The following is a 19,338-nucleotide window of genomic DNA, read 5'->3' as shown; positions in this document are numbered from 1 at the left end:
CCTCAACGCTTCCCCTTCAGGCTCAGGAGACTGGTGACGCCCAGCAGCGCCGCGACCACGACGGTCATCTCCCCCACCGTGTCCAGGCCCCGGAAGTCCGTGAGCACCGCGGCGACGACGTTGGGCGAATGCGCGGCGTCCGCCAGTTGCACCGTGCGCGCGCCCACGCGCTCGGTATGGAGATGGGACAGGGCGCTCCAGCTCAGGAGGAAGGCGCTCGCGCCCGCGACTCCTGCCGCCAGGCGGTCGCGTCCACGTGGGTTCTGGGACTCGTGCTGGGCGCGCGCGAGGCGGCCGCGGGGCAGCAGGGCCAGCAGGCCCGCGAAGAGCAGCGTGAAGGTGGTCTCCACCAGCACGGAGGTGAGGGCCACGTCGGGCGCGGCGGCGAAGGCGAACACCATGGCCAGGCTGAAGCCCACGCAGGAGATGAGCAGCACCAGCCGCAGGTGGCCCTTCGCGCGCAGCGTGGCCAGCGCGGCGGCGGACGCGAAGGCGAGCGCCATCACCAGCGTGATGTCCGCCCAGCCCACCGTGCCCACCTTGAAGCGGTCGCGCAGCGGCGTCACGCCCAGCACCGCCAGGCCCAGCAGGCCCGCGGGCACCAGCACGGACGCCACGCGGTCGCGCAGGTCGCGCACCTCCTTCTCGTGCAGCCACGTGGACAGCCGGTCCAGTTGGTGCAGCAGCAGGCGGTAGCCTCGCTCGGCGCCCACTTTCGCTGCGCCCTCCAACACGCGGGAGAGCGCGGGTGTCCACGCTCGGCGCGTGGCGAACAGCGCCGCGCCCAGGACCCAGGCTCCCACGGCGAGCAGGTTCTCCGCGCGCGCATCCAGGTGGTAAGCGAGCTCCAGCGTGGAGGGCTCGCGACGCATCGCCTCCGCGGCGGCGCGGGAGGGCGCGACGAGGAGGCCCGGGAGCACGCCGCCCAGCAGGATGGCGGCGGCGAGCACGACCACGGGGGCCACGAGCAACGGGGGCGCGGCGGGCGCGTCCTGGCGCGGTCCACCGAAGAGGCCCCACCACAGGCGCAGCGTGTACGCGAGCGTCATGCCCGCGCCCACGAGCCCGGCCGCCATGAACGCGGGGCCCTCTTTCGCGAGCGCGTGGAAGAAGACCTCGTCCTTGAAGAAGCCCACGGTGAGGGGCAGCGCGGCGAGCCCCGCCGCCGCGACGGCGCTGGCGCCCGCGAGCACGGGCAGCGAGTGGCGCAGGCCTCCGACCTCGGACAGCTTCTTCTTCCCGGTGACCTGGGTGACGGCGCCCGCGGTGAGGAACAGGGCGGCCTTGCACGGCGCGTGGGCCGCCACGTAGAGCGGCGCGCCTTCGGAGCCCAGCGACACCAGCACCAGCGCGTAGCCGTACTGCGCGATGGTGGAGTACGCGAGCACGCGCTTGAACGGATCCGCCACCAGGGCCATCAGGCTGCCCATGCCCATGGACAGGAAGCCGATGGCGAGCAGGCCGTGGCGCACGTCCGTGGCGGGGGCGAACAGGGGGTAGAGGCGCTGGAGGAGGAAGACGCCCGCGGCGACCATCGCGGCCGAGTGCAGGTACGAGGACACGGGCGTGGGCGCTGCCATGGCGCGAGGCAGCCAGAAGTGGAACGGCACCTGCGCGCTCTTGCCCAGCGCGCCCACGGCCAGGCACACCAGGGCGCCGGTGGACGCGGGGCTCCGCGCCGCGCGTTCGAAGACGAGCGGCAGGGAGAAGGTGCCGTACTGGAGGCCCAGCGTCATGGCGCCCGCGAAGAAGACGACGGAGGTGGCGCCGGTGAGCACGAGCGACAGGAGCGCGGCGGCGCGCGACTCGGGGTCCTCGCGGTCGAAGCCGATGAGCAGGTAGGAGATGATGGTGGTGAGGTCCAGCGCCACGAAGAGCAGCAGCAGGTCATCCACGGTGACGAGCAGCACCATGGCGGCCATGAACGCGAGGAGGAGTCCCTGGAAGCGCACCTCGTCGCGCGCGGGACGGCCCTCCTCGTGGAGGTGGTGCGGCATGTACGCGCGCGAGTACAGGACCACGAGCGCGCCGATGCCGAGCGCCATGGCGGCATAGAGGCCGGACAGGCCGTCGCGGGTGAACTCCAGCGACAGGCCCCAGGAGGGGGCCCAGGGGAGCACGAGGCGCGTGGTCCCCTGCATCCATTCGTAGACCAGCGCCCCCATCGCGGCGAGCGCGCCCAGGGCGCCCATCCAGGCCGCGGCGCCCGGACGCCACCGGCCCGCGACATAGGCGAGCGGCGCGCACGCCAGGGCCAGGAGGATGGGCAGGAGGAGGGGCATGGGCGAAGAGGCCCACGTTAGGAGTGGCCCGCCGACGCAGGCACACAACCGTCAGCCCCTCGCGCGGAGCGTCACCCCCAGGTCACTCGTGGAGCCGGGGCCGTGCGCTGGTGGACACAGCTCAGGACAGCAAGCCTTCCAGCACGGTGAACAGCCGCTCGCAGTGCGCTGAACGGGCGCGCACGAGCGCGGGGTCCACCTTCCCCAGCAGGTCCGAGCAGTGGTGGATCTTGTGGTACTCGCCCTTCTGCGTCGCCTTCGTCGCGCTCACCAGCGCGGGTTCGAGTGCCGCCTTGGGAATGGTTTCCACGTTCGTTGCCTTGGGCAAACGACCCACTGCGAAGTTCTTGCCGTAGTACTGCTGGAGCGTGACCAGATCGGCCAGGAGCCAGGCCTCGACGGTCTGGACCATCAGGTGGCAGGAATCGTCCGAGGCGTTCTTTGGACGTGGCCATGGGGCCCGCGTCGCCAGATGGGCCCACGGCGTCTTGTTCACCGGCCCCTCTGAATCGACGAGCAGGATGTTGAACGCGGAAGGATGGTCCTTGAGCGCCTGCTTGAAGCCCTTGAACGCGGCATCACGCGGCCCACACATGATGACCACCCATCGAATGTTGTTGCTGCGACCGCGATCCACCAGGGCACCAAAGAACTTGCTGAATCCAGCCCGAAGCCGCTCCTTGCCGTACCGGGTATCTCCTCCGCCCTCGATGTAGAGCCGGATCTCCTTTACCAACGGTTCCCCCCCAACTCGCCCATCCTCCACACCTCGCCCAGCCCATACTTCTTCAGCCACTCCGAGAGCTTCGCCTTCTCCAAGCGACGCAGCGTCGTCCCGGTTCCATCCCTTTCGCAGACGACGACAGCTTCCGGGACCTCTGAGAGGGCCGAAATCAACGTCTCCGAGTGCGTCGTCACGATGAGTTGCGTGCGGGAGCTCGCCTCCACCAGCAAACGTCCGACCTCCGGAAGGATGTCGGGATGCAATCCCAGCTCCGGCTCCTCGATGCAGACCAGGGGCGGCGGCGTGGGGTGGCAGAGGAGCGTCAACAGGCAGAGATACCGCAAGGTTCCATCGGACAAGCGTGTTGCCGGCACGGAGGCGTTCAGCCCCTCCTCCTGGAAGAACACCTGGACGGTCCCTCCCGAAATACGGACCGAGTAGTCCATCACGCGTGCGTAGAGGAGCTTCAGGTTCTCCAGCAGGAGCTTCTTCATGCCCCTGGCTTCCAGGTCACTGAGGACGAGGCACAGGTTGCTTGCATCCTCCAGCAAGAAGTCCCCCGGAAGATCCACCCGTTGGGGAAGCCGTGGTGGCGTGTAGCGCCCCATGTTCCATTCACGGTGCAGCGAGAAGCGGCTCAGCAGCGAGCTCACGTATGTCAGTTCCGGGTACACGTCCTCATCCCGCTTCTGAGAGAGGATGGACTGATCAGAGCTTACGGATTCGCGCTTCAAGACCCTGCCCAGGCGCCCATTGGCGGACCCTGGCTGGGCATCTACCATCTGGCGAGCATTGATGGCGGGCCTGCCCGATTGGTACCGATAGAAGAAAAAGGGTTGGGCCGACTTCTTCTGCGGTCGCGCGTTCTCGATGACTTCGTCGACCAGCTCCAAGCGTTGACCTTCGGAAGTGAATGCCAACTGGTAGCGCAGCGGCATGATGCCTTCCGGGTAGTCCAGGACGACCTCCAGGCTCGCAGTGGGGGGACTGGATTCCGTTCCTCCTTTCCACAACCACTCCGTGATGCCGCCGCCTTCGCGAATGGGAGCAAGGAGGTTGCCTGGGGTCGCCCGCAGCAGGCCCAGCGCCTCGATGAGGTTGGACTTTCCGGACGCGTTCGGCCCAATCAGGACGTTGAGTGCCTGAAGGGGGAAGGCATCGGAGTCAGGTCCGAATGAGAGGAGGTTCTGGAGGCGGATGCTGCGGAGCATCCCGGTACTCTACCGTGGGCCTGAGTCGTACCCGCTTCATTCCGCGTCCCTGTCCCTCCCGTCTCCGGAAGGACGCTGTCCCCCGGTGCTACAGCGAGTCCAGCAGCTCCCGGCACTCGCGCCGCCAGTGGAGCGCGGTGGCGGGCACGGGGTTCACGCGCACGGAGCCGTCCGTGGGCTCTCTCGACAGGAGGCGCACTTCTTCCGGGCGCACGTGCTCCAGCAGGTCCGGCGAGTGCGTGGCCAGCACCACCTGCACCGGCTGGCCTCCCGTGGACTCGCCTCGCGTCATGGCGCGCAGCAGCTCCAGCACCTCGCGCACCAGGCCCGGATGCAGGGCGCGCTCCGGCTCGTCCAGCGTGAGCAGCTCCGGCAACGGGCGCTGATAGGGCAGCACCAGGAACGCGAGCAGCCACAGCACCCCGTCCGACACGTAGTCGGGGCCGAACCAGACGTCCGGACTCCAGCGGTCTCGGAAGCGCAGCCGGAAGGAGCGGTCCTCCAGGTCGCGCGCCACGTCCACCTCCGACAGCGAGGGCACGCGCCTCGCCAGCTCCTGGGAGATGACTTCCCGCGTGGACATGGGCAGCGCCGCGAAGACGCTCGCGAGGTTGCCGCCCTTGCGCTCCAGCCAGGTCGCCTTCGCGGACGAGCCAGCTCCGCGCAGCGCCTCCATGCTCAGCGACAGCTGCTGCGTGGAGTGCCCCTGGCCGGGCAGCGTGTCCATCACACTGAACGGATACTCCACGCGCGTGCGGTCGCCGTGCGTGTAGGTCCATTCGATGGAGAGCGGACGGGACTCATCCCGCCGCCAGAAGTCCGAGGGCTCGTACGCGAGCTGGTGTTGGAGCCCCTCCAGCACGGCGGTCTTCCCCGCCCCTGAAGGCCCCACCAGGACGGTCAATGGCTCCAGGGCGAGCTGCACGTGAAGCAGGCACCGGTAGTGCTCGAAGCGGACGGAGGCAATCACAGATGGAAGCCTAACGGCCTCCCCCCAGGGGCCGTCCATGGCTCCAGTCGGACCCATGCTCCAACGTAGGGTGTCCACCACGCCCTCCAGGCGGTCAGGCCCTTCCCCGGCGGGGTCTCCGCCGCGGGTGAACCGGGTCCTCTCTTCGCGCGGCAGTTCCTACTCTCGACGATGAAGGGAGTGAGGGATGCGGACGCGCGGACGGCTCCAGGCGGTGGACCTCGCGGTGGCGCCGTGGAACCCCGTGCGCGATGCCGTCATCCCCGGCGCGCTCGCGGGAACGCTGGGCGCCTTCGCGATGACGGCGCTCGCCTGCGCGTTCTCTGGCGTGCTTCACGGCGAGCCCTGGAGGCCGGCGCTCCTCGTGTCGGGGCTGTTCTTCCGCGGGGGCGAGGCCCACGGCGTCGTGCCGGTGCTGATGGGCCTGTTCATCCACTTCAGCCTGGCGGGCGCACTGGCCACGGGCTTCGCGATGCTGTTGCCTCGCCGGGGGACCGCGGTCGCGGCGCTCTGCCTGGGCGTGCTCTACGGCATGGGCCTGTGGACGGTGATGACCTGGCTGATGATTCCGTTCGCGTCGCCACCGCTCTCACACGAGGCCCCCACCTCGATGCTGTTCCTCCTGCACCTCGCCTTCGGAGCCGCGCTCGGAACGGTGCCCGCGTTCCGGGCCGTCCTCACCCGCGTGGACCGGCTGCGCCTCCACCTGCTGGCCCTGAAGCCCGCCCAACGCCCGGGTCCGGAATGAGCTGACCGGGTTCATGCCCTCCGGACCCGGGCGTTGGTTCTGGCTTCGGGAAGAGACCTAGCGCTACGGCGCCGCCACGCCCTGACGCCCGGGGCTCCCGGCGCGTCTCAAGCCGCCAGACAGGCAGCCCCTCCCCACGCGCGGCGGACGCCCGGCGTGCATAACGTCTGTCCATGAGCCAAGGAGCGGTCCCGCGCGCCCTCGCCCGGCTGCGCGCCACACGCCTGGCGGAGACGCTGGGCACGAGCTACTGGCTGCTCCCCGCCCTCTGCGTGGTGGCGGCCATGGCCCTGTCCTCCGGGGCCGAGGCGCTCGACGCGCGGGTGCCGCAGGCGGAGTCCGCCTGGTACCTCTTCCGTGGCGGACCGGAGGGAGCGCGCTCCGTGCTCAGCGCCGTGGCCTCGTCGATGATGACGTTCTCGGGCCTGGTCTTCTCCGTCACCATCCTCGTGCTCCAGCAGGCGAGCAACCAGTACTCGCCGCGCATCATGCGCACGTTCCTGAGTGACCGGCAGAGCCAGCTCACCCTGGGCATCTTCGTGGGCACCTTCGTCTACGCCCTGCTGACCCTGCGAAGCGTGCGAGGGACGTCCGAGGAGCTGCACATCCAGGCCCACGTGCCGTCGCTGTCGGTGTGGCTGGCGCTGGTGCTGGTGCTGCTGTCCGTGGGGGCGTTCATCTTCTTCATCCACCACGTCGCGCAGTCCATCCGCGCGGTGGTCATCCTGGGCCGCATCCACGAGGAGACGTGCGCCACGCTGGAGCGGATGTATCCGCGGGGCGTGGGGCAGGACACGCACGACCCCGTCCTCCAGCGGCCCCTGGCCCCGCCGTCGCTGGTGGTGCCCCACGGGGGCGCCTCCGGCGTGCTCGTCACCGTGGATGAGCACCGGATGATGGCCTGCGCGCGGAAGGCCGGCGTGCTGGTGGCCCTGGTCCCGGTGATGGGCGACTTCGTGCCGCACGGCGCGCCGCTCTTCGAGGTATGGGGCGACTGCGCGACGCTCGACGTGAAGGCCCTGACGGACGCGGTGGGCACGGGGCCGGAGCGGACGCTCCAGCAGGACACCGCCTTCGGCTTCCGGCAGCTCGTGGACGTGGCGGAGCGGGCCCTGTCGCCCGGCATCAACGACCCCAGCACGGCGGTGCAGGCCATCGACCCGCTCCACGACCTGTTGCGCCGCATGGTGCACCGGCGCTTCCCGTCCCCGTCGCGGGAGGACGACACCGGCGCGCTCCGGCTGCTGTGTCCCCGGCCGGACTGGGACGCCTACGTGCGGCTCACCGTGGATGAGATCCGCCTCTTCGGCGCGGGGGACCTCCAGGTCGCGCGGCGGCTTCGCTTCCTCGTGCAGGACCTGCTGAGCGTGGCCCCGGCCTTCCGGCGCGAGGAGCTGGAGCGGCAGCTGCACCTGCTGGACGCCAGCATCGACCGCTCCTTCCAGGACGCGAGCGACGCGGCCATGGCCCGCCGCCCCAGCCCCCAGGGCCACGGCCCCCGCTGAGCCCTACGGATTCCGCGGGCCCGCGGGCTCCGGCGGCCTCGCGCTCCTCGGGTCCTCCAGCGCTCCCGGCAGGGCCTCCACCGGGAACGGACCTGGGGGAATCGTGGGCCGGAAGCGCGTGCGCGTCTCCAGCACGCACACCGCCAGCAACACCGCCACGAACACCACTGACGTGAGCAGCACCAGCCCGTTGCTCGTGCGCTGCTCGCGCAGGTGCATGTAGAACAGGGCGATCAACAGCCCCTTCGCTCCCGCGATGAGCAGCGCCACCGGCAGCGACCACGCGCCGTGCGGCAACTTGTGCAGCCCGTACGTCAGCGCCGTCAGCGCGAGCAGCACCGCGCCCACGACCAGCACCCCGGCCACGCCCAGCTGACGCCCCGGCTTCTCCACCGCGTCCTCGGTCACGGGCCCGCTCCTCAGGACAGGTACAGGATGGGATAGACGAACAACCAGATGACATCCACCAGGTGCCAGTACATGCCGCCCAGCTCCACCGGCGTCGCGTACGCCGAGCCGAATGTCCCCGACGCGGACCGCACGCCCAACACCGTCAGCACGCTCACGCCCACGGTCACGTGCAGCGCGTGGAGGCCTGTCAGCAGGTAGTACAGCGTGAAGAAGAGGCTCGCGCCCACGCGCGGCACCTCCGTGAACCGGTACGCGTCCCCCGGCAGCCCGCCGTCCCTCACGTGGTGCGCGTACTCCACGCCCTTCACCCCCAGGAATGCGACTCCCAACAGCGCCGCCGCTAACAGCAACGCGCCGCCCAGCCCCGGCCGGTCCTCCCGCACCGCGTGCACCGCGAGCGCCACCACGATGCTGCTCGTCACCAGCAGGAACGTGTTCAGCGTGCCCAACCCCACGTCCATCGTGAGCTGCGCCGCTCGGAACACCTCCGGATACACCGAGCGATACACGCCATAGGCCGTGAACAACCCCGCGAACAGCAACACCTCCGTCGCGATGAAGACCCACATGCCCAGGTACGCCGCCTGCCGGCGCGCACCCTCGGAGCCCCAGTGCTCCGTCACGGCCTCAGGCGGCATGCGGCACCTCCTCGCTCGCGTACTCGTGCGGACCGGTGGGGTACTCGGGCGGTGTGGAGAAGTTGTGCGTGGGCGGCGGAGACGCGGACCGCCACTCGAAGCCGTCGCTGCCCCAGGGGTTGGCTCCCGCGGCGGCGCCATGCCGCAGGCTCCACGCCAGATACCCCGCGATGACCAGGAACCCGAACGCCAGCAGTGACGCGCCCGCCGTGGACGCCACGTGCAGCGACTGGAAGTGCGGCGGATAGTCCGCGTACCTCCGGGGCATCCCCAGGTTCCCCAAGAGGAACTGCGGCACGAACGTGGCGATGAAGCCGAAGATGATCAGCACCGCCGCGCCGTTGGCCAGCTTCGCGGGGAAGCAGCGCCCGGACATCTTCGGGAACCAGTAGTGCAGCGCCGCCAGGAACGCCATCACCGTCGCCCCCACCATGATGAAGTGGAAGTGCGCCACCACCGAGTACGTGTCGTGCCAGTGCAGGTTCAACGACGTGGTCGCGTACGCCACGCCAATCATCCCCCCGAAGAAGAGGAAGAACATGAACCCCAGCGTGTAGATGAGCGGCGCCTCGATGGCGATGGAGCCTTTGTAGAGCGTGCCCAGCCAGGAGAAGATTTTGATCGCCGTGAAGATGGCCACCAGCATCGACATGGCGCCGAACGCGCCGGAGCCGAACACGGACTGGCCGGACGCGAACATGTGGTGGCCCCAGGTGAAGAACCCCACGAACGCGATGCCCAGCGTGGAATACACAATCATCCGGTAGCTGAAGGCGTTCTTGCGGCTGAAGGCACACACCGCCTCGCTGATGACGCCCATGGACGGCAGCACCATGATGTAGACGGCCGGGTGGCTGTAGAACCAGAAGAGGTGTTGGAAGAGGAGTGGGTCGCCTCCTCGCGAGGGGTCGAAGATGCCCGCGCCCACCACCCGCTCCAGCGCCACCAGCAGCAGCACCATGCCCAGCACCGGCGTCGCCAGCACCTGGATGATGGACGTGCCGTAGATGGCCCAGACGAACAGCGGCAACTTCATCCACGTCAGGCCCGGCGCGCGCAGCGTGTGCACCGTGGCGATGAAGTTGAGCCCGGTGAGGATGGTGGAGAACCCGATGATGAACACGCCCACCAGCACCGGCAGCACCGCCGTGCCCGTGGTCGTGCTGTAGGGCGTGTAGAAGGTCCAGCCCGTGTCCGCGCCGCCCTCGAACATGCCCCACAGCGCGACGCTGGCTCCCAGCACGTAGAGGTACACGGACGCCAGGTTGAGCCGGGGGAAGGCCACGTCCCTGGCGCCAATCATCAGCGGCACCAGGAAGTTGCCGAAGGCGGATGGGATGGCCGGAATCATGAACAGCCACACCATGGTGACGCCGTGGAGCGTGAACATCCGGTTGTACGCCAGGTGCCCCATGATGGTGCGGCCGGGCGTGAGCAGCTCGATGCGCAGCGCCAGCGCGAACAGGCCGCCCACGAGGAAGAAGAAGAGCGTCAGCCCCAGGAACATCACCCCGATGCGCTTGTGGTCGTGCGTCGTGAGCCACGACCACACGGTGCGTCCGTCCGTCAGGTAGGACTCAGCGGCCGGTGGGGACATAGACGGGCTCCTCGGCCGCGGTGACACCCGGGCGCAGGGGACGCAGGGACTTGATGAACTCCACGAGCGCGCCGGTGTCCTCCGCGGTCAACCGGCCGTGGTAGCCCGGCATCACGGGCGCGTAGCCGGCCACCACCTTCGCCAGCGGATCCATCATGGACTCGGTGAGGTACGCCTCGTCCGCGAGCACCGCGCCGCCGCCCTCCAGCGGCTCCTGCCTGCCATACAGCCCCAGCCACGTGGGGCCGATGTGCGGCGCGCCCGTCACCGTGTGGCATTGCAGGCACCCCTGCGCCGCGGCGATGCGCTCGCCCCGGACGGCCATGGGCTCGGGGGTGTTGGCGCCGGGCAGCGCGGCCACGGGGAGGTTGCGGCGCTGCGCGTCCCGCCACGCCTCGAAGTCCTCGAGCGGCAGCACCACCACCTCGCCGCGCATCTGCGAGTGGTCCAGCCCGCAGTACTCCGCGCACAGCACCTGGTGCCGGCCGGGCTTCGGGGCTTCGAACCAGAGGTCGGTGTAGCGGCCGGGTATCGCGTCCCGCTTCATGCGGAAGTCCGGCACGAAGAAGGAGTGGATGACGTCGCGCGAGGTGAGGAGCAGCCGCACGGGCCGGCCCGCGGGCACCACCAGCGTGTCGATGGCGCTGGGGCCTCCGGGATAGGTGAACTTCCACATCCACTGCTTGCCGGTGACGTACACGTCCAGCGCGTCCTGGGGCGGGCTCATCACCCAGACGAACTGTTTGAAGCCCAGGACGAACCAGAGCAGGAACAGCGACAGCGGCACGCCGATGAACAGCGCCTCCAGCCACGTGGGCGCCACCACGCGCGGCGTGGGGTCCGACGCCGTGCGCCGGCGGTAGCGCACGAGGAAGACGAGGCCGACGGCGCCAATGCCCACCCCCACCGCCATCGTGGTGAGCAGCAGGACGAAGTGCAGGTGATCCACCTTCACGGCGAAGGTGGAGCCCTGCTCCGGGAGGAAGAAGAGGCGGCGCAGCAGCTCGTTCATCGCGCGCCCCCTTCACCTTCGGAGATCATCTGCCGCATGGCCGCGTCGATGGGCTGATGGATGACGCCCGCGTCCGCGTCCACCCAGCCGTAGCCGTCCAGCCGCTCGCGCTGCCGTGCCTTCAGCGCGTCCGCGCGCCGGTCCAGCGAGAAGGGGGCCTGGTCGAGCATGCCCACCTGCAGGGTGCTCGGAGGCATGGGGAGGGGGCGCTCGAATTCGGGGCGCCAGAGGAGCCACAAGGCCCACGCCGCGACGCTGGCCGCCGCGAGCAGTGCCAGCGCCACGGCTCCGACGCGCAGCAACCACGCGGTGGGCAACCGCTCCAGCTCCGGAGGGGGTGGACGGGCTTCGCTCATGGAGGACGCACCTGGAGCGAGTGGACGAGATACGGATCCGCCACGGGCACGGGATAGGCGCCACGCGACAGCCAGAGCGCCGCCGCCACGGACAGCCCGCCCACGCCCAGCCACGCGGTGAGCGCCGTCCAGGGAACGAAGACGCGCTCCGGGGAGAGCGAGGGGAACAGCAGCCACGCCACGTCCACGGCGTGCATCGCGAGCAGCCACAACGCCACGGCCCCCAGCACTCGCGGACGCGTCTTGAGCTCGCGCGACAACAGGAGCGCGAAGGGGATGACGAAGTGACCCAGCACCAGCACGAGCGACAGCACGCCCCAGCCGCCCTCCAGGCGAACGCGGTACCAGCTCACCTCCTCAGGCAGGGCGGCGACCCACATGAGCATGAACTGCGAATAGGCGATGTAGGCCCAGAAGCAGACGAAGGCGAACATCAGCGTGCCCAGCCGGTGGTAGTGGCCCGGGGACATCAAGCTGCCGAAGTGCTGTGTGCCGCGCGTGGCCGCGCCCGCGATGATCATCAAGGCCAGCGCGCCCACGAACGCACCGGAGAAGACGTGGACGGCGTAGACGGTGGACTGCCACGTCGCCTCCAGCGACATCATCCAGTCCAGCGTCATGAAGGAGAACGTGAGACCCAGCGCGGGCAGCGAGCCCCCGCCCAGCCGCCGCTGCCACAGCGTCCAGCGCACGTCGCCCGTCGCGTCCTGGCGCACGGACCAGCGGTGCAGCAGGTGGCCCACCAGTCCCCAGGTGAGGAAGTACAGCGCGGCGCGCACCAGGAAGAAGGGCACGTTGTTGTAGAGCCGCCGGTGTTCGAGCACCTGCAGCGTGTGCTCGCCCAGGTCCGCGGACGGCGCGACCCACGGATACAGGTGCCGCATTCCCAGCGCGAGGGGCACGAACAGCACGAGGAACAGCGGCGCGGTGGCCGCCGTGACCTCCAGCGCGCGACGCAGCACCACGGGCCAGCGCGCCTTTGACGCGTGGAAGGCGGCGAGCAGCAGCAGCGCGCCCAGACACAGGCTCAGCCAGTAGGAGAAGCCGAAGAGGTAGCCCGCCAGTGCCTGACGCACGTCGAGGAAGGCGCCGACGGCAGTGGCGGCAAGCCCTACGACGCCGAGCGCCGCGCTGACGCCCAGCGCGCGTTGTCCACCCTCGAAGCGTGGGAGCACGGGAGGCGTCATGGGGCTCCGACCTCCTGGCGCAGCCGCGCCTGCACTTCGGGCGGTGCGACAGTGAGCGGCGCGCGCTGGCTGCGGCCCAGGGCTCGCAGGTACGCGACCACGGCCCAGCGTTCGTGAGGCGTGAGCTGTGGCCCGTATGCGGGCATCACGCCGAAGCCCTGGGAGATGACCGCGAAGTAGAAGCCCGGAGGGTGCGGCAGGTCTCCCGTCGTGGAGGGCTCATCGAGCCGTCCCTCCATCGCGAGGCCTCGTGGCCCCACGAGCGCCACCTGCCGGGCCCGCGCCGCGTCCGCGTCACTCACCTTCACGCGCCCCGCGTCCGGAACACCGGGCCGCCCCGCATCGGCCGTGTCCCTCACGGCGCCCCACCCGTCCACCCTCTGGGGCAGCGGGAACGCTTCCGGCCCCACCCTCGCGGTCACGGCCTGCGTTCCGGTGTACGGGGCCTCGCCCTCCACGACGCCGTAGACCACCTGCGTCGCATGATGGTGCGGCACGAACAGCCCGGGTGGCCTGCGTTGCGGCATCTTCCGGGCCACGATGGCGTCCCCATCTCCCGTCAGCCCGTGGCACACCGCGCACCAGGTCTCGTAGGCCGTGCGCCCCTCCTCCAGCAGTTGCTGGGTCAACGGCACCGGCACGGCCTGAAGCCAGGTCCCTTCCGCCGTGAGCCCCTGCGTGTCCCCTCGCGTGCGCCACTCCCGAGCCACCGTCCCCGGCACCAGGGGGCGCATGGCCCGGCCGTCGTCGAAGAACTCGCTTGCCCCGAACGCCTCCGCTCGCGGCTGTGACGCCATCGGATCCGTGTCGTCGCACGCGGCCATCCCGCCCAGCAGCGCCATGAGCGTCCAGCGCTTCATCGCGCTCCCTCCGCCACCACCGACACCTGCCGCGCTCCCAGCTCGCGCAGCGCCGCCTCCACCTTCGGCGCGTCCTCCCCGTCCACCGACACGCTCGCCCAGAAGCCGTCCACGGACGCGCTGCGGAAGGACTCCACGTCGAACACCGGGTGCGTCACGTGCGGGAAGCCGAAGAGCAACATCAGCGCGCCGAACACCGTCAGCGCCGCGCTCAGCACCGCCAGCTCGAACGTGATGGGCAGGTTCGTGGGCACGCTGTGCAGCGGCCGGCCTCCCACGTTCAACGGATAGTCCACCGCGTTCGTGAACCACTGCGTGACGTACGCGAACGCCGCCCCTCCCAACCCCGCCCCCAGGGTCAGCAACGGCAACCACGAGCGCTTCAGCCCCAGCGCCTCGAACGTCTCCTCCACCGGGAACGGCGTGTGCGCGTCCAGCTGCTCGAAGCCCCTCGCGCGCAGGTCCTTCAGCGCGGCCACCAGGGCTTCGCTGGACGCGAACTCTCCCAGCACCCAGTGGCGGTTCATGGCGCACCGCCTGGCCGTGTGCCCTGCTCACGCCGGAATTGAAGCGACGCGTCCACCTCGCGCTGGAGCTCCTTCATCTCGCTCACCGACACGGCCGGCACGAACTTCAGGAACAGCAGGAACGCCGTGCCGAAGAACGCCACCGTGCCGCCCAGCAGGCTCCAGTCCACCCACGTGGGCCGGTACGCCGCCCAGGACGACGGCAGGAAATCCATGCTCAACGACGCCACCACGATGAGGAAGCGCTCCGTCCACATCCCCACGTTGATGAGCAGCGCCGCCACCCACAACACCCCCACGTTCGTGCGCAGCCGGGAGAACCAGAACAGCTGCGGCACCAACACGTTGCAGAAGATCTGCATCCAGAAGAGCGGTGCGTACGGTCCGAAGAACTCGGCCTCCGTGGCGTGCATCTCGAACGGGTTCCCGCTGAACCAGGCGAAGAAGTGCTCCTGGATGTAGCCGTAGGCCACCATCCACCCCGTGGCCATCAACACCTTCGCCATGTTGTCCAGGTGCAGCGGCGTCACCACGTGCTCGATGCCCAGCGCCTTGCGCGCCGGAATCAACAGCGTGAGCACCAGCGCGAAGCCGCTGAACACCGCGCCCGCGACGAAGTACGGCGGGAACACCGTCGTGTGCCAGCCCGGCAGCTGCGCCACCGCGAAGTCGAAGGACACGATGGTGTGCACGCTCACCACCAGCGGCGTGGCCAGCCCCGCCAGCAGCAGGTAGCCCGTGCGCCACTGCCGCCAGTGCCTCGCCGAGCCCCGCCATCCCAGGCTCGCCAGCCCGTACCAGAAGCGCGCTCGGGGCGTCTTCGCCGTGTCGCGCGCCGTGGCCAGGTCTGGAATCAGCCCCACGAACCAGAACAGCAGCGACACCGTGAGGTACGTGCCCACCGCCGCGATGTCCCACGTCAGCGGCGAACGGAACTGCGGCCACGCGCGCAGGCTGCTCGGATAGGGCACCAGCCAGTAGAACTTCCACGGCCGCCCCAGGTGCAGCAACGGGAAGAGCCCCGCGCACGTCACCGCGAAGAGCGTCATCGCCTCCGCGAAGCGGTTGATGGACCCGCGCCACTTCTCCTGGAACAGCAGCAGGATGGCGCTGATGAGTGTCCCCGCGTGGCCGATGCCGATCCACCACACGAAGTTCGTGATGCCGAACGCCCACGCCACCGGGATGTTGTTGCCCCAAGTCCCCACGCCCACGAAGAGCGTGACGCATATCGCCACCGTCAGCAGCGTGGTCCCGGCCAGCCCCAGCCCCATCAGCGCCCACCAGGTCCGGCCCGCGGGGCGGTGTACGAAGGCCAGCAACGACTCGCTGTAGGCGCGGTCGGAGTGGCGCCCCTCCAAGATGGGGTGCTCGGTGAGCGGGTCCCCCGGCGCGGGCACCTGCGGGTCGGCCGTGCTCATGCGCCTCCCTTCGGCGCCGGGTTCTTCAGGCGCACCAGGTGCACCGTGCGCGGCCGGGTGCCCAGCGTGTTCAGCAGCCTGTAGTGCCTCGGGTCTTCGTGCTCACGGCGCACGCGTGACTCCGGTGCGCGCAGGTCCCCGAAGGTGATGGCCTCCGTGGGACAGGACTGCTGGCACGCGGTGCGGACCTCGCCTTCACGCACGTCCCGGTGCGCCGCACGAGCGACGGTCCGCGCCCGTTCGATGCGCTGCACGCAGTACGTGCACTTCTCCATCACCCCGCGCGAGCGCACCGTCACGTCCGGGTTCTGGCGCAGGCGCGTGAGGGGCTCGCGCTGCTGGTACTCCAGATAGTTGAAGCGACGGACCTTGTAGGGGCAGTTGTTGGAGCAGTACCGCGTGCCGATGCAGCGGTTGTAGACCATCTGGTTGAGGCCCTCGTCCGAGTGGACGGTGGCGTTCACCGGGCACACGTATTCGCAGGGCGCGGCCTCGCAGTGCACGCACGCCACGGGCTGGGTGATGAAGCCCGGGTCGTCCGGGTCGCCCAGGAAGTAGCGGTCGATGCGCAGCCAGTGCATCTCGCGGCTCTTGAGCACGCCTTCGCGTCCCACCACCGGCACGTTGTTCTCCGCCTGGCAGGCCACCATGCACGCGCTGCACCCCGTGCACCGGTGCAGGTCGATGGCCATGGCCCACTGGTGGCCGCCGCTCGCGAGCGCCGTGGGTCCCGGCGGATAGAGCCGCTCGCCGTCCTCCTGGAGTGAGTGGAGCGCTTGGGGCTTCGCGCGGAAGGACGCCTGCGTGAGCTGGAGCGCCAGCTGGCGGCCCTCCATGCTCCAGTGCTCCTGCGTGAGCGCCAGCGCGTGATGGCGGCCCGTGCGGGTGATGTTCGGGGTGCCGCCGCCCCATGGCAGGTTCCGGAACCGCAGCGCGTACGCGTTGACGCCCACGCCCTGGCCTACCGGCCCCACACGCTCCCGGCCGTGGCCCAGCGCCAGTGTCACCGTGTCGTCCGGCTGACCGGGCAGCACCAGCACGGGCACCTCCACCGCCTGGCCCAGCACCTCGATGCGCGCTACGTCCCCCTTCTCCAGCGACAGTGCCCGCGCGGTGGCCGGGGAGAGCAGCGCCGCGTTGTCCCAGGTGAGCTTCGTCACCGGATCAGGCAGCTCCTGGAGCCACGCGTTGCCCGCGAAGCGGCCGTCGTACAGCCGCGAGTCCAGCACCAGGGACAGCTCCAATCCCTTGGGCGCTTCCCACAGGTAGCTCGCGCGGGCCTCTGCTCGGGGGTCCAACGCATCCCCGATGAGCCTGGAGGGCCCCAACCCCGCGACCTCCCGCGCGTCCCTCACCACCGCGGCCTCTTCCAGCACGGCTCGAGCGGGCGGTGACTGGGTCTCCGGGATGACGCCGTCCGCGAGCCACGTCTCCCAGCGCGCCTCGAAGTCCGGCGGTGAGCCCGAGCGTTCACGCCACAGGGACTTGAGCAGTTCGTAAGGGCTCTGCGACTCCAGGCCCGCGAAGACGGACAGGAGCTCCACCTCGGAGACCGCTCCTGGGAACAGGGGCGCGATGAGGGGTTGCAGCACGGACGCGGTGCCGTCGGGTGCGCGGCCGTCGCGCCAGGACTCGAAGGGATGCGTCGCGGGGACGAACGTGGGGCAGCGCGCCGCCGTCTCGTCCTCATGGAGGCCGTGGTACAGGCGGAAGGGGACGCGCTCCAGGTTGCGCGTGAAGCCTGAGTCCACCACCGCCGTCCAGGCCGGGTTCCACGCCGTGATGATCAGCGTGTCCACCCGCTTATCGAACATCTCCCCCGTGAGCGTGGTCAGCGCCTCCGGGTCTCCGTCCGGGAGCGCCACGGGTTCGAGCAGCCGGGGCGTGTTGCCCAGCGCCTCGTCCATCGCGAACGCCAGCTCATGCACCAGTGGCGGCTGGCGCGGGCCCACCGTCACCCGGCCCTGTCCCCGGTGCGCGAGCAGGTCTCTCGCCGCGCCGCGCACCCAGGCGCGCTGTGCATCCGTGAGCGCGGTCGGTGGAACGCGCAGGCTCGCGAGCCCCGAGGCCAACGCAGGCGAGACTCCGCGCGTTGGATTCGCCGAAGCATTCCCGCTCAGGCCCGCTCCTACCGCCTCCGCCAGCGCGAGCATCAACGCGACGCCCTGCGACGGACGCATCCGCAGCCGTTCGTCCGCGAAGCCGCCCGTGACGGTCAGCGTGCTCTCCGCCACCCACAGCCGGTTCATCGCCTCCGGCTTGCGCGCGTTCACGAAGTCCCGCGCCGCGCGCAGGTGCCCGGGTTGTGTGGTCGCGAGGAAGTCGTCGTCCACCGCCACCACCACCGCGCGCCCCACGTCGTGCACCACATCCAGCACCCTGCCGTACGCCAACCGCGTGCCCTCGCGACGCCCGTCCGCCAGGGCCGAGCCACAGGGGATGATCCGCGCAGACGGGAAGCGCTGCTGGATGCGCGCGTACAGCGCCTGCACCAGCGGACTGCTCGTGGGCTCCACCAGGAAGCGCAGCCCCGCGCCCTGGTCGTCGCGCTCGGCCTGCTTCCGCAGCGCATCCCTCACGGTGCTCCACGCGGACTCCACGCCTTGCAGTCGCGCGGTCTTCGCTCTCGCGGGGTCATAGAGCCCCAGCAACGCCGCCTGTTCGAAGACTCCCGCCGCGCCCAGGCTCGCTGGGTGCAGCGGGTTGCCTTCCACCTTCGTGGGCCGCCCCTCGTGGCTCTCCACCACCAGCCCCACCGTGCGGCCGTTCCACTCCAGCCCCGTGGCGAAGTGCAGCGGCACTCCCGGCGTCAGCCCCTCCGGCGGCGTCGAATACGGGAGGATCTTCTCCGGTGGCTGACGGAAGCACCCGCTGAAGCCCGCCGCCGCCAGTGACGCCGTCGCGAGTTGCAGGAAGGTGCGCCGCGCCACGCCCTCGGGCGGAAGCATCGCGCCGGGAGGATGTTCGCGTGACACGGCCTCGTCGCCGGGTCCTCCCGCGTGCCACTCCTCCAGGCTCCTCCACGCGCGCACCGGCTCCGTCCCGTCAGCGCCGGGCGTGTCGCGTTCATCCGTCCGTGCGGGGTCGGTCAGAAGTGGCATGTGTTGCAATCCGTGCGAGGGGACACACCGAGCGCGGCCTGCACCGCGCGGCCCGTCTCCCTCGGGTCTCCAGGTGGACGCCATGTGAGGTTCGCGACCTCGGACACGGGGCGCAGCCATGGCGTCGGGTCGCGGTGACAGTCCAGGCACCAGCCCATGGTGAGCGGCGCCACCTGCTGCACCGCCGGCATGGTGTCCACGCGGCCGTGGCAGGTGACGCAGCCCACTCCCTTGTTCACGTGGATTTGATGGCTGAACCAGACGTAGTCCGGCAGCGCGTGCACCCGGTTCCACGGAAGCGGTGCACCGTCGAAGCCGCTGGCGCGCACCGGCTCCAGGCGGGCGCTCTCGTTCCACACCTGCGCATGACACCCCAGGCAGCGCTGCGTGGGCGGCACTCCCGCCACCGGCGAGCGCCACGCGCCCTCATGGCAGTAGCCACAGGGGATGCCTTCGTCGCCTACGTGGTGGCGGTGGTCGAAAGGAAGTGGCTGCTCGCGAGGCGTGAACGAGCCCCGACCCAGCGGGTTGCGCGCGAGCAGAAGCAGGCCCGCCAGCGACACCGCGGGCACACCCAGTGCCAGGGCGATGAACGCCCGCAGCACCGAGTCGGTCCCCGGGCGAAACAGCGGAGCCATGGCCCCCCCTTCAACATGGAGGCCTCCGCGGGCCAGGTCGCCGGAGGCGGGCGCGACTGTGGGCGTGGCCTCAAGGCAACCACCAGCCTCCCGCTCGCGTCCCGTCGCGTTTCACACGGCCAGGACGCACGACGTCCGCCAGTCCACAGG

Annotated in this window: 17 protein-coding genes; 2 read left to right on the top strand and 15 right to left on the bottom strand. The window is 70.2% G+C overall.

Annotated features, from left to right (window positions below; genetic code table 11):
* Nucleotides 1–2 precede the first annotated feature (2 nt).
* The 4 genes from mbhE to D7X99_RS28275 form a co-directional block, all read right to left on the bottom strand.
* A complete protein-coding gene (mbhE, locus tag D7X99_RS28290; RefSeq protein ID WP_121780509.1) occupies nt 3–2,282 on the bottom strand; it encodes a hydrogen gas-evolving membrane-bound hydrogenase subunit E in 2,280 nt (759 codons plus the stop codon).
* 121 nt (nt 2,283–2,403) lie between these two features.
* Nucleotides 2,404–3,018, bottom strand: coding sequence for a DUF4276 family protein (locus D7X99_RS28285; RefSeq protein WP_121780508.1), 615 nt, complete (start codon nt 3,016–3,018; stop codon nt 2,404–2,406).
* Nucleotides 3,012–4,217: an AAA family ATPase gene (locus D7X99_RS28280; protein WP_121780507.1), complete on the bottom strand. Its 1,206-nt coding sequence runs from the start codon at nt 4,215–4,217 to the stop codon at nt 3,012–3,014. Before D7X99_RS28280 ends, D7X99_RS28285 begins: the two co-directional genes overlap by 7 nt.
* An 88-nt stretch (nt 4,218–4,305) precedes the next feature.
* On the bottom strand, nt 4,306–5,187 hold the full coding sequence (locus D7X99_RS28275) for an AAA family ATPase (RefSeq protein WP_121780506.1): 882 nt from the start codon (nt 5,185–5,187) through the stop codon (nt 4,306–4,308).
* A gap of 187 nt (nt 5,188–5,374) precedes the next feature.
* Between D7X99_RS28275 and D7X99_RS28270 the strand changes: the two genes are divergently transcribed.
* Entirely contained in the window at nt 5,375–5,935 is a 561-nt protein-coding gene (locus D7X99_RS28270) for a hypothetical protein (protein WP_121780505.1), read from the top strand.
* A 173-nt stretch (nt 5,936–6,108) separates the two neighbouring features.
* The gene (locus D7X99_RS28265) at nt 6,109–7,440 is read left to right on the top strand and encodes a DUF2254 domain-containing protein (protein ID WP_121780504.1); all 1,332 of its coding nucleotides are present in this window, start codon (nt 6,109–6,111) and stop codon (nt 7,438–7,440) included.
* A gap of 3 nt (nt 7,441–7,443) precedes the next feature.
* On the opposite strand, the gene D7X99_RS28260 is transcribed toward D7X99_RS28265, so the two are convergent.
* The 11 genes from D7X99_RS28260 to D7X99_RS28210 are packed head-to-tail and all read right to left on the bottom strand — an operon-like array spanning nt 7,444 to nt 19,188.
* Complete coding sequence (locus D7X99_RS28260; RefSeq protein WP_233613787.1) at nt 7,444–7,848, bottom strand: cytochrome C oxidase subunit IV family protein; 405 nt, start codon at nt 7,846–7,848, stop codon at nt 7,444–7,446.
* 11 nt (nt 7,849–7,859) lie between these two features.
* Nucleotides 7,860–8,489, bottom strand: coding sequence for a cytochrome c oxidase subunit 3 (locus D7X99_RS28255; RefSeq protein ID WP_121780503.1), 630 nt, complete (start codon nt 8,487–8,489; stop codon nt 7,860–7,862).
* Nucleotides 8,479–10,086 carry a cbb3-type cytochrome c oxidase subunit I gene (locus D7X99_RS28250; protein ID WP_121780502.1) on the bottom strand — a complete coding sequence of 536 codons (1,608 nt, stop codon included), beginning with the start codon at nt 10,084–10,086 and terminating at the stop codon, nt 8,479–8,481. Before D7X99_RS28250 ends, D7X99_RS28255 begins: the two co-directional genes overlap by 11 nt.
* Nucleotides 10,067–11,098 carry a cytochrome c oxidase subunit II gene (gene coxB, locus D7X99_RS28245; RefSeq protein WP_121780501.1) on the bottom strand — a complete coding sequence of 344 codons (1,032 nt, stop codon included), beginning with the start codon at nt 11,096–11,098 and terminating at the stop codon, nt 10,067–10,069. The genes D7X99_RS28250 and coxB overlap by 20 nt, the downstream gene beginning before the upstream one ends.
* Nucleotides 11,095–11,454 (bottom strand): hypothetical protein, encoded by a 360-nt coding sequence (locus D7X99_RS28240; RefSeq protein ID WP_121780500.1) that lies wholly within the window; start codon nt 11,452–11,454, stop codon nt 11,095–11,097. Before D7X99_RS28240 ends, coxB begins: the two co-directional genes overlap by 4 nt.
* Complete coding sequence (locus D7X99_RS28235) at nt 11,451–12,641, bottom strand: hypothetical protein (RefSeq protein WP_121780499.1); 1,191 nt, start codon at nt 12,639–12,641, stop codon at nt 11,451–11,453. The genes D7X99_RS28240 and D7X99_RS28235 overlap by 4 nt, the downstream gene beginning before the upstream one ends.
* Nucleotides 12,638–13,501, bottom strand: a complete 864-nt coding sequence (locus tag D7X99_RS43945; protein ID WP_233613786.1) for a cytochrome c — start codon at nt 13,499–13,501, stop codon at nt 12,638–12,640. Before D7X99_RS43945 ends, D7X99_RS28235 begins: the two co-directional genes overlap by 4 nt.
* Nucleotides 13,498–14,028 (bottom strand): DUF3341 domain-containing protein, encoded by a 531-nt coding sequence (locus D7X99_RS28225; protein ID WP_121780498.1) that lies wholly within the window; start codon nt 14,026–14,028, stop codon nt 13,498–13,500. The genes D7X99_RS43945 and D7X99_RS28225 overlap by 4 nt, the downstream gene beginning before the upstream one ends.
* On the bottom strand, nt 14,025–15,449 hold the full coding sequence (nrfD, locus tag D7X99_RS28220; RefSeq protein WP_121780497.1) for an NrfD/PsrC family molybdoenzyme membrane anchor subunit: 1,425 nt from the start codon (nt 15,447–15,449) through the stop codon (nt 14,025–14,027). Before nrfD ends, D7X99_RS28225 begins: the two co-directional genes overlap by 4 nt.
* On the bottom strand, nt 15,446–18,550 hold the full coding sequence (locus D7X99_RS28215) for a TAT-variant-translocated molybdopterin oxidoreductase (protein WP_121780496.1): 3,105 nt from the start codon (nt 18,548–18,550) through the stop codon (nt 15,446–15,448). The genes nrfD and D7X99_RS28215 overlap by 4 nt, the downstream gene beginning before the upstream one ends.
* Entirely contained in the window at nt 18,538–19,188 is a 651-nt protein-coding gene (locus tag D7X99_RS28210; RefSeq protein WP_121780495.1) for a cytochrome c3 family protein, read from the bottom strand. The genes D7X99_RS28215 and D7X99_RS28210 overlap by 13 nt, the downstream gene beginning before the upstream one ends.
* Nucleotides 19,189–19,338: the final 150 nt, after the last annotated feature.

Origin of the sequence: Corallococcus sp. AB032C (assembly GCF_003668935.1) — a bacterium.
Classification (GTDB): Bacteria; Myxococcota; Myxococcia; order Myxococcales; family Myxococcaceae; genus Corallococcus; species Corallococcus exiguus.
This window is presented reverse-complemented; position numbering and strand designations above follow the sequence as displayed.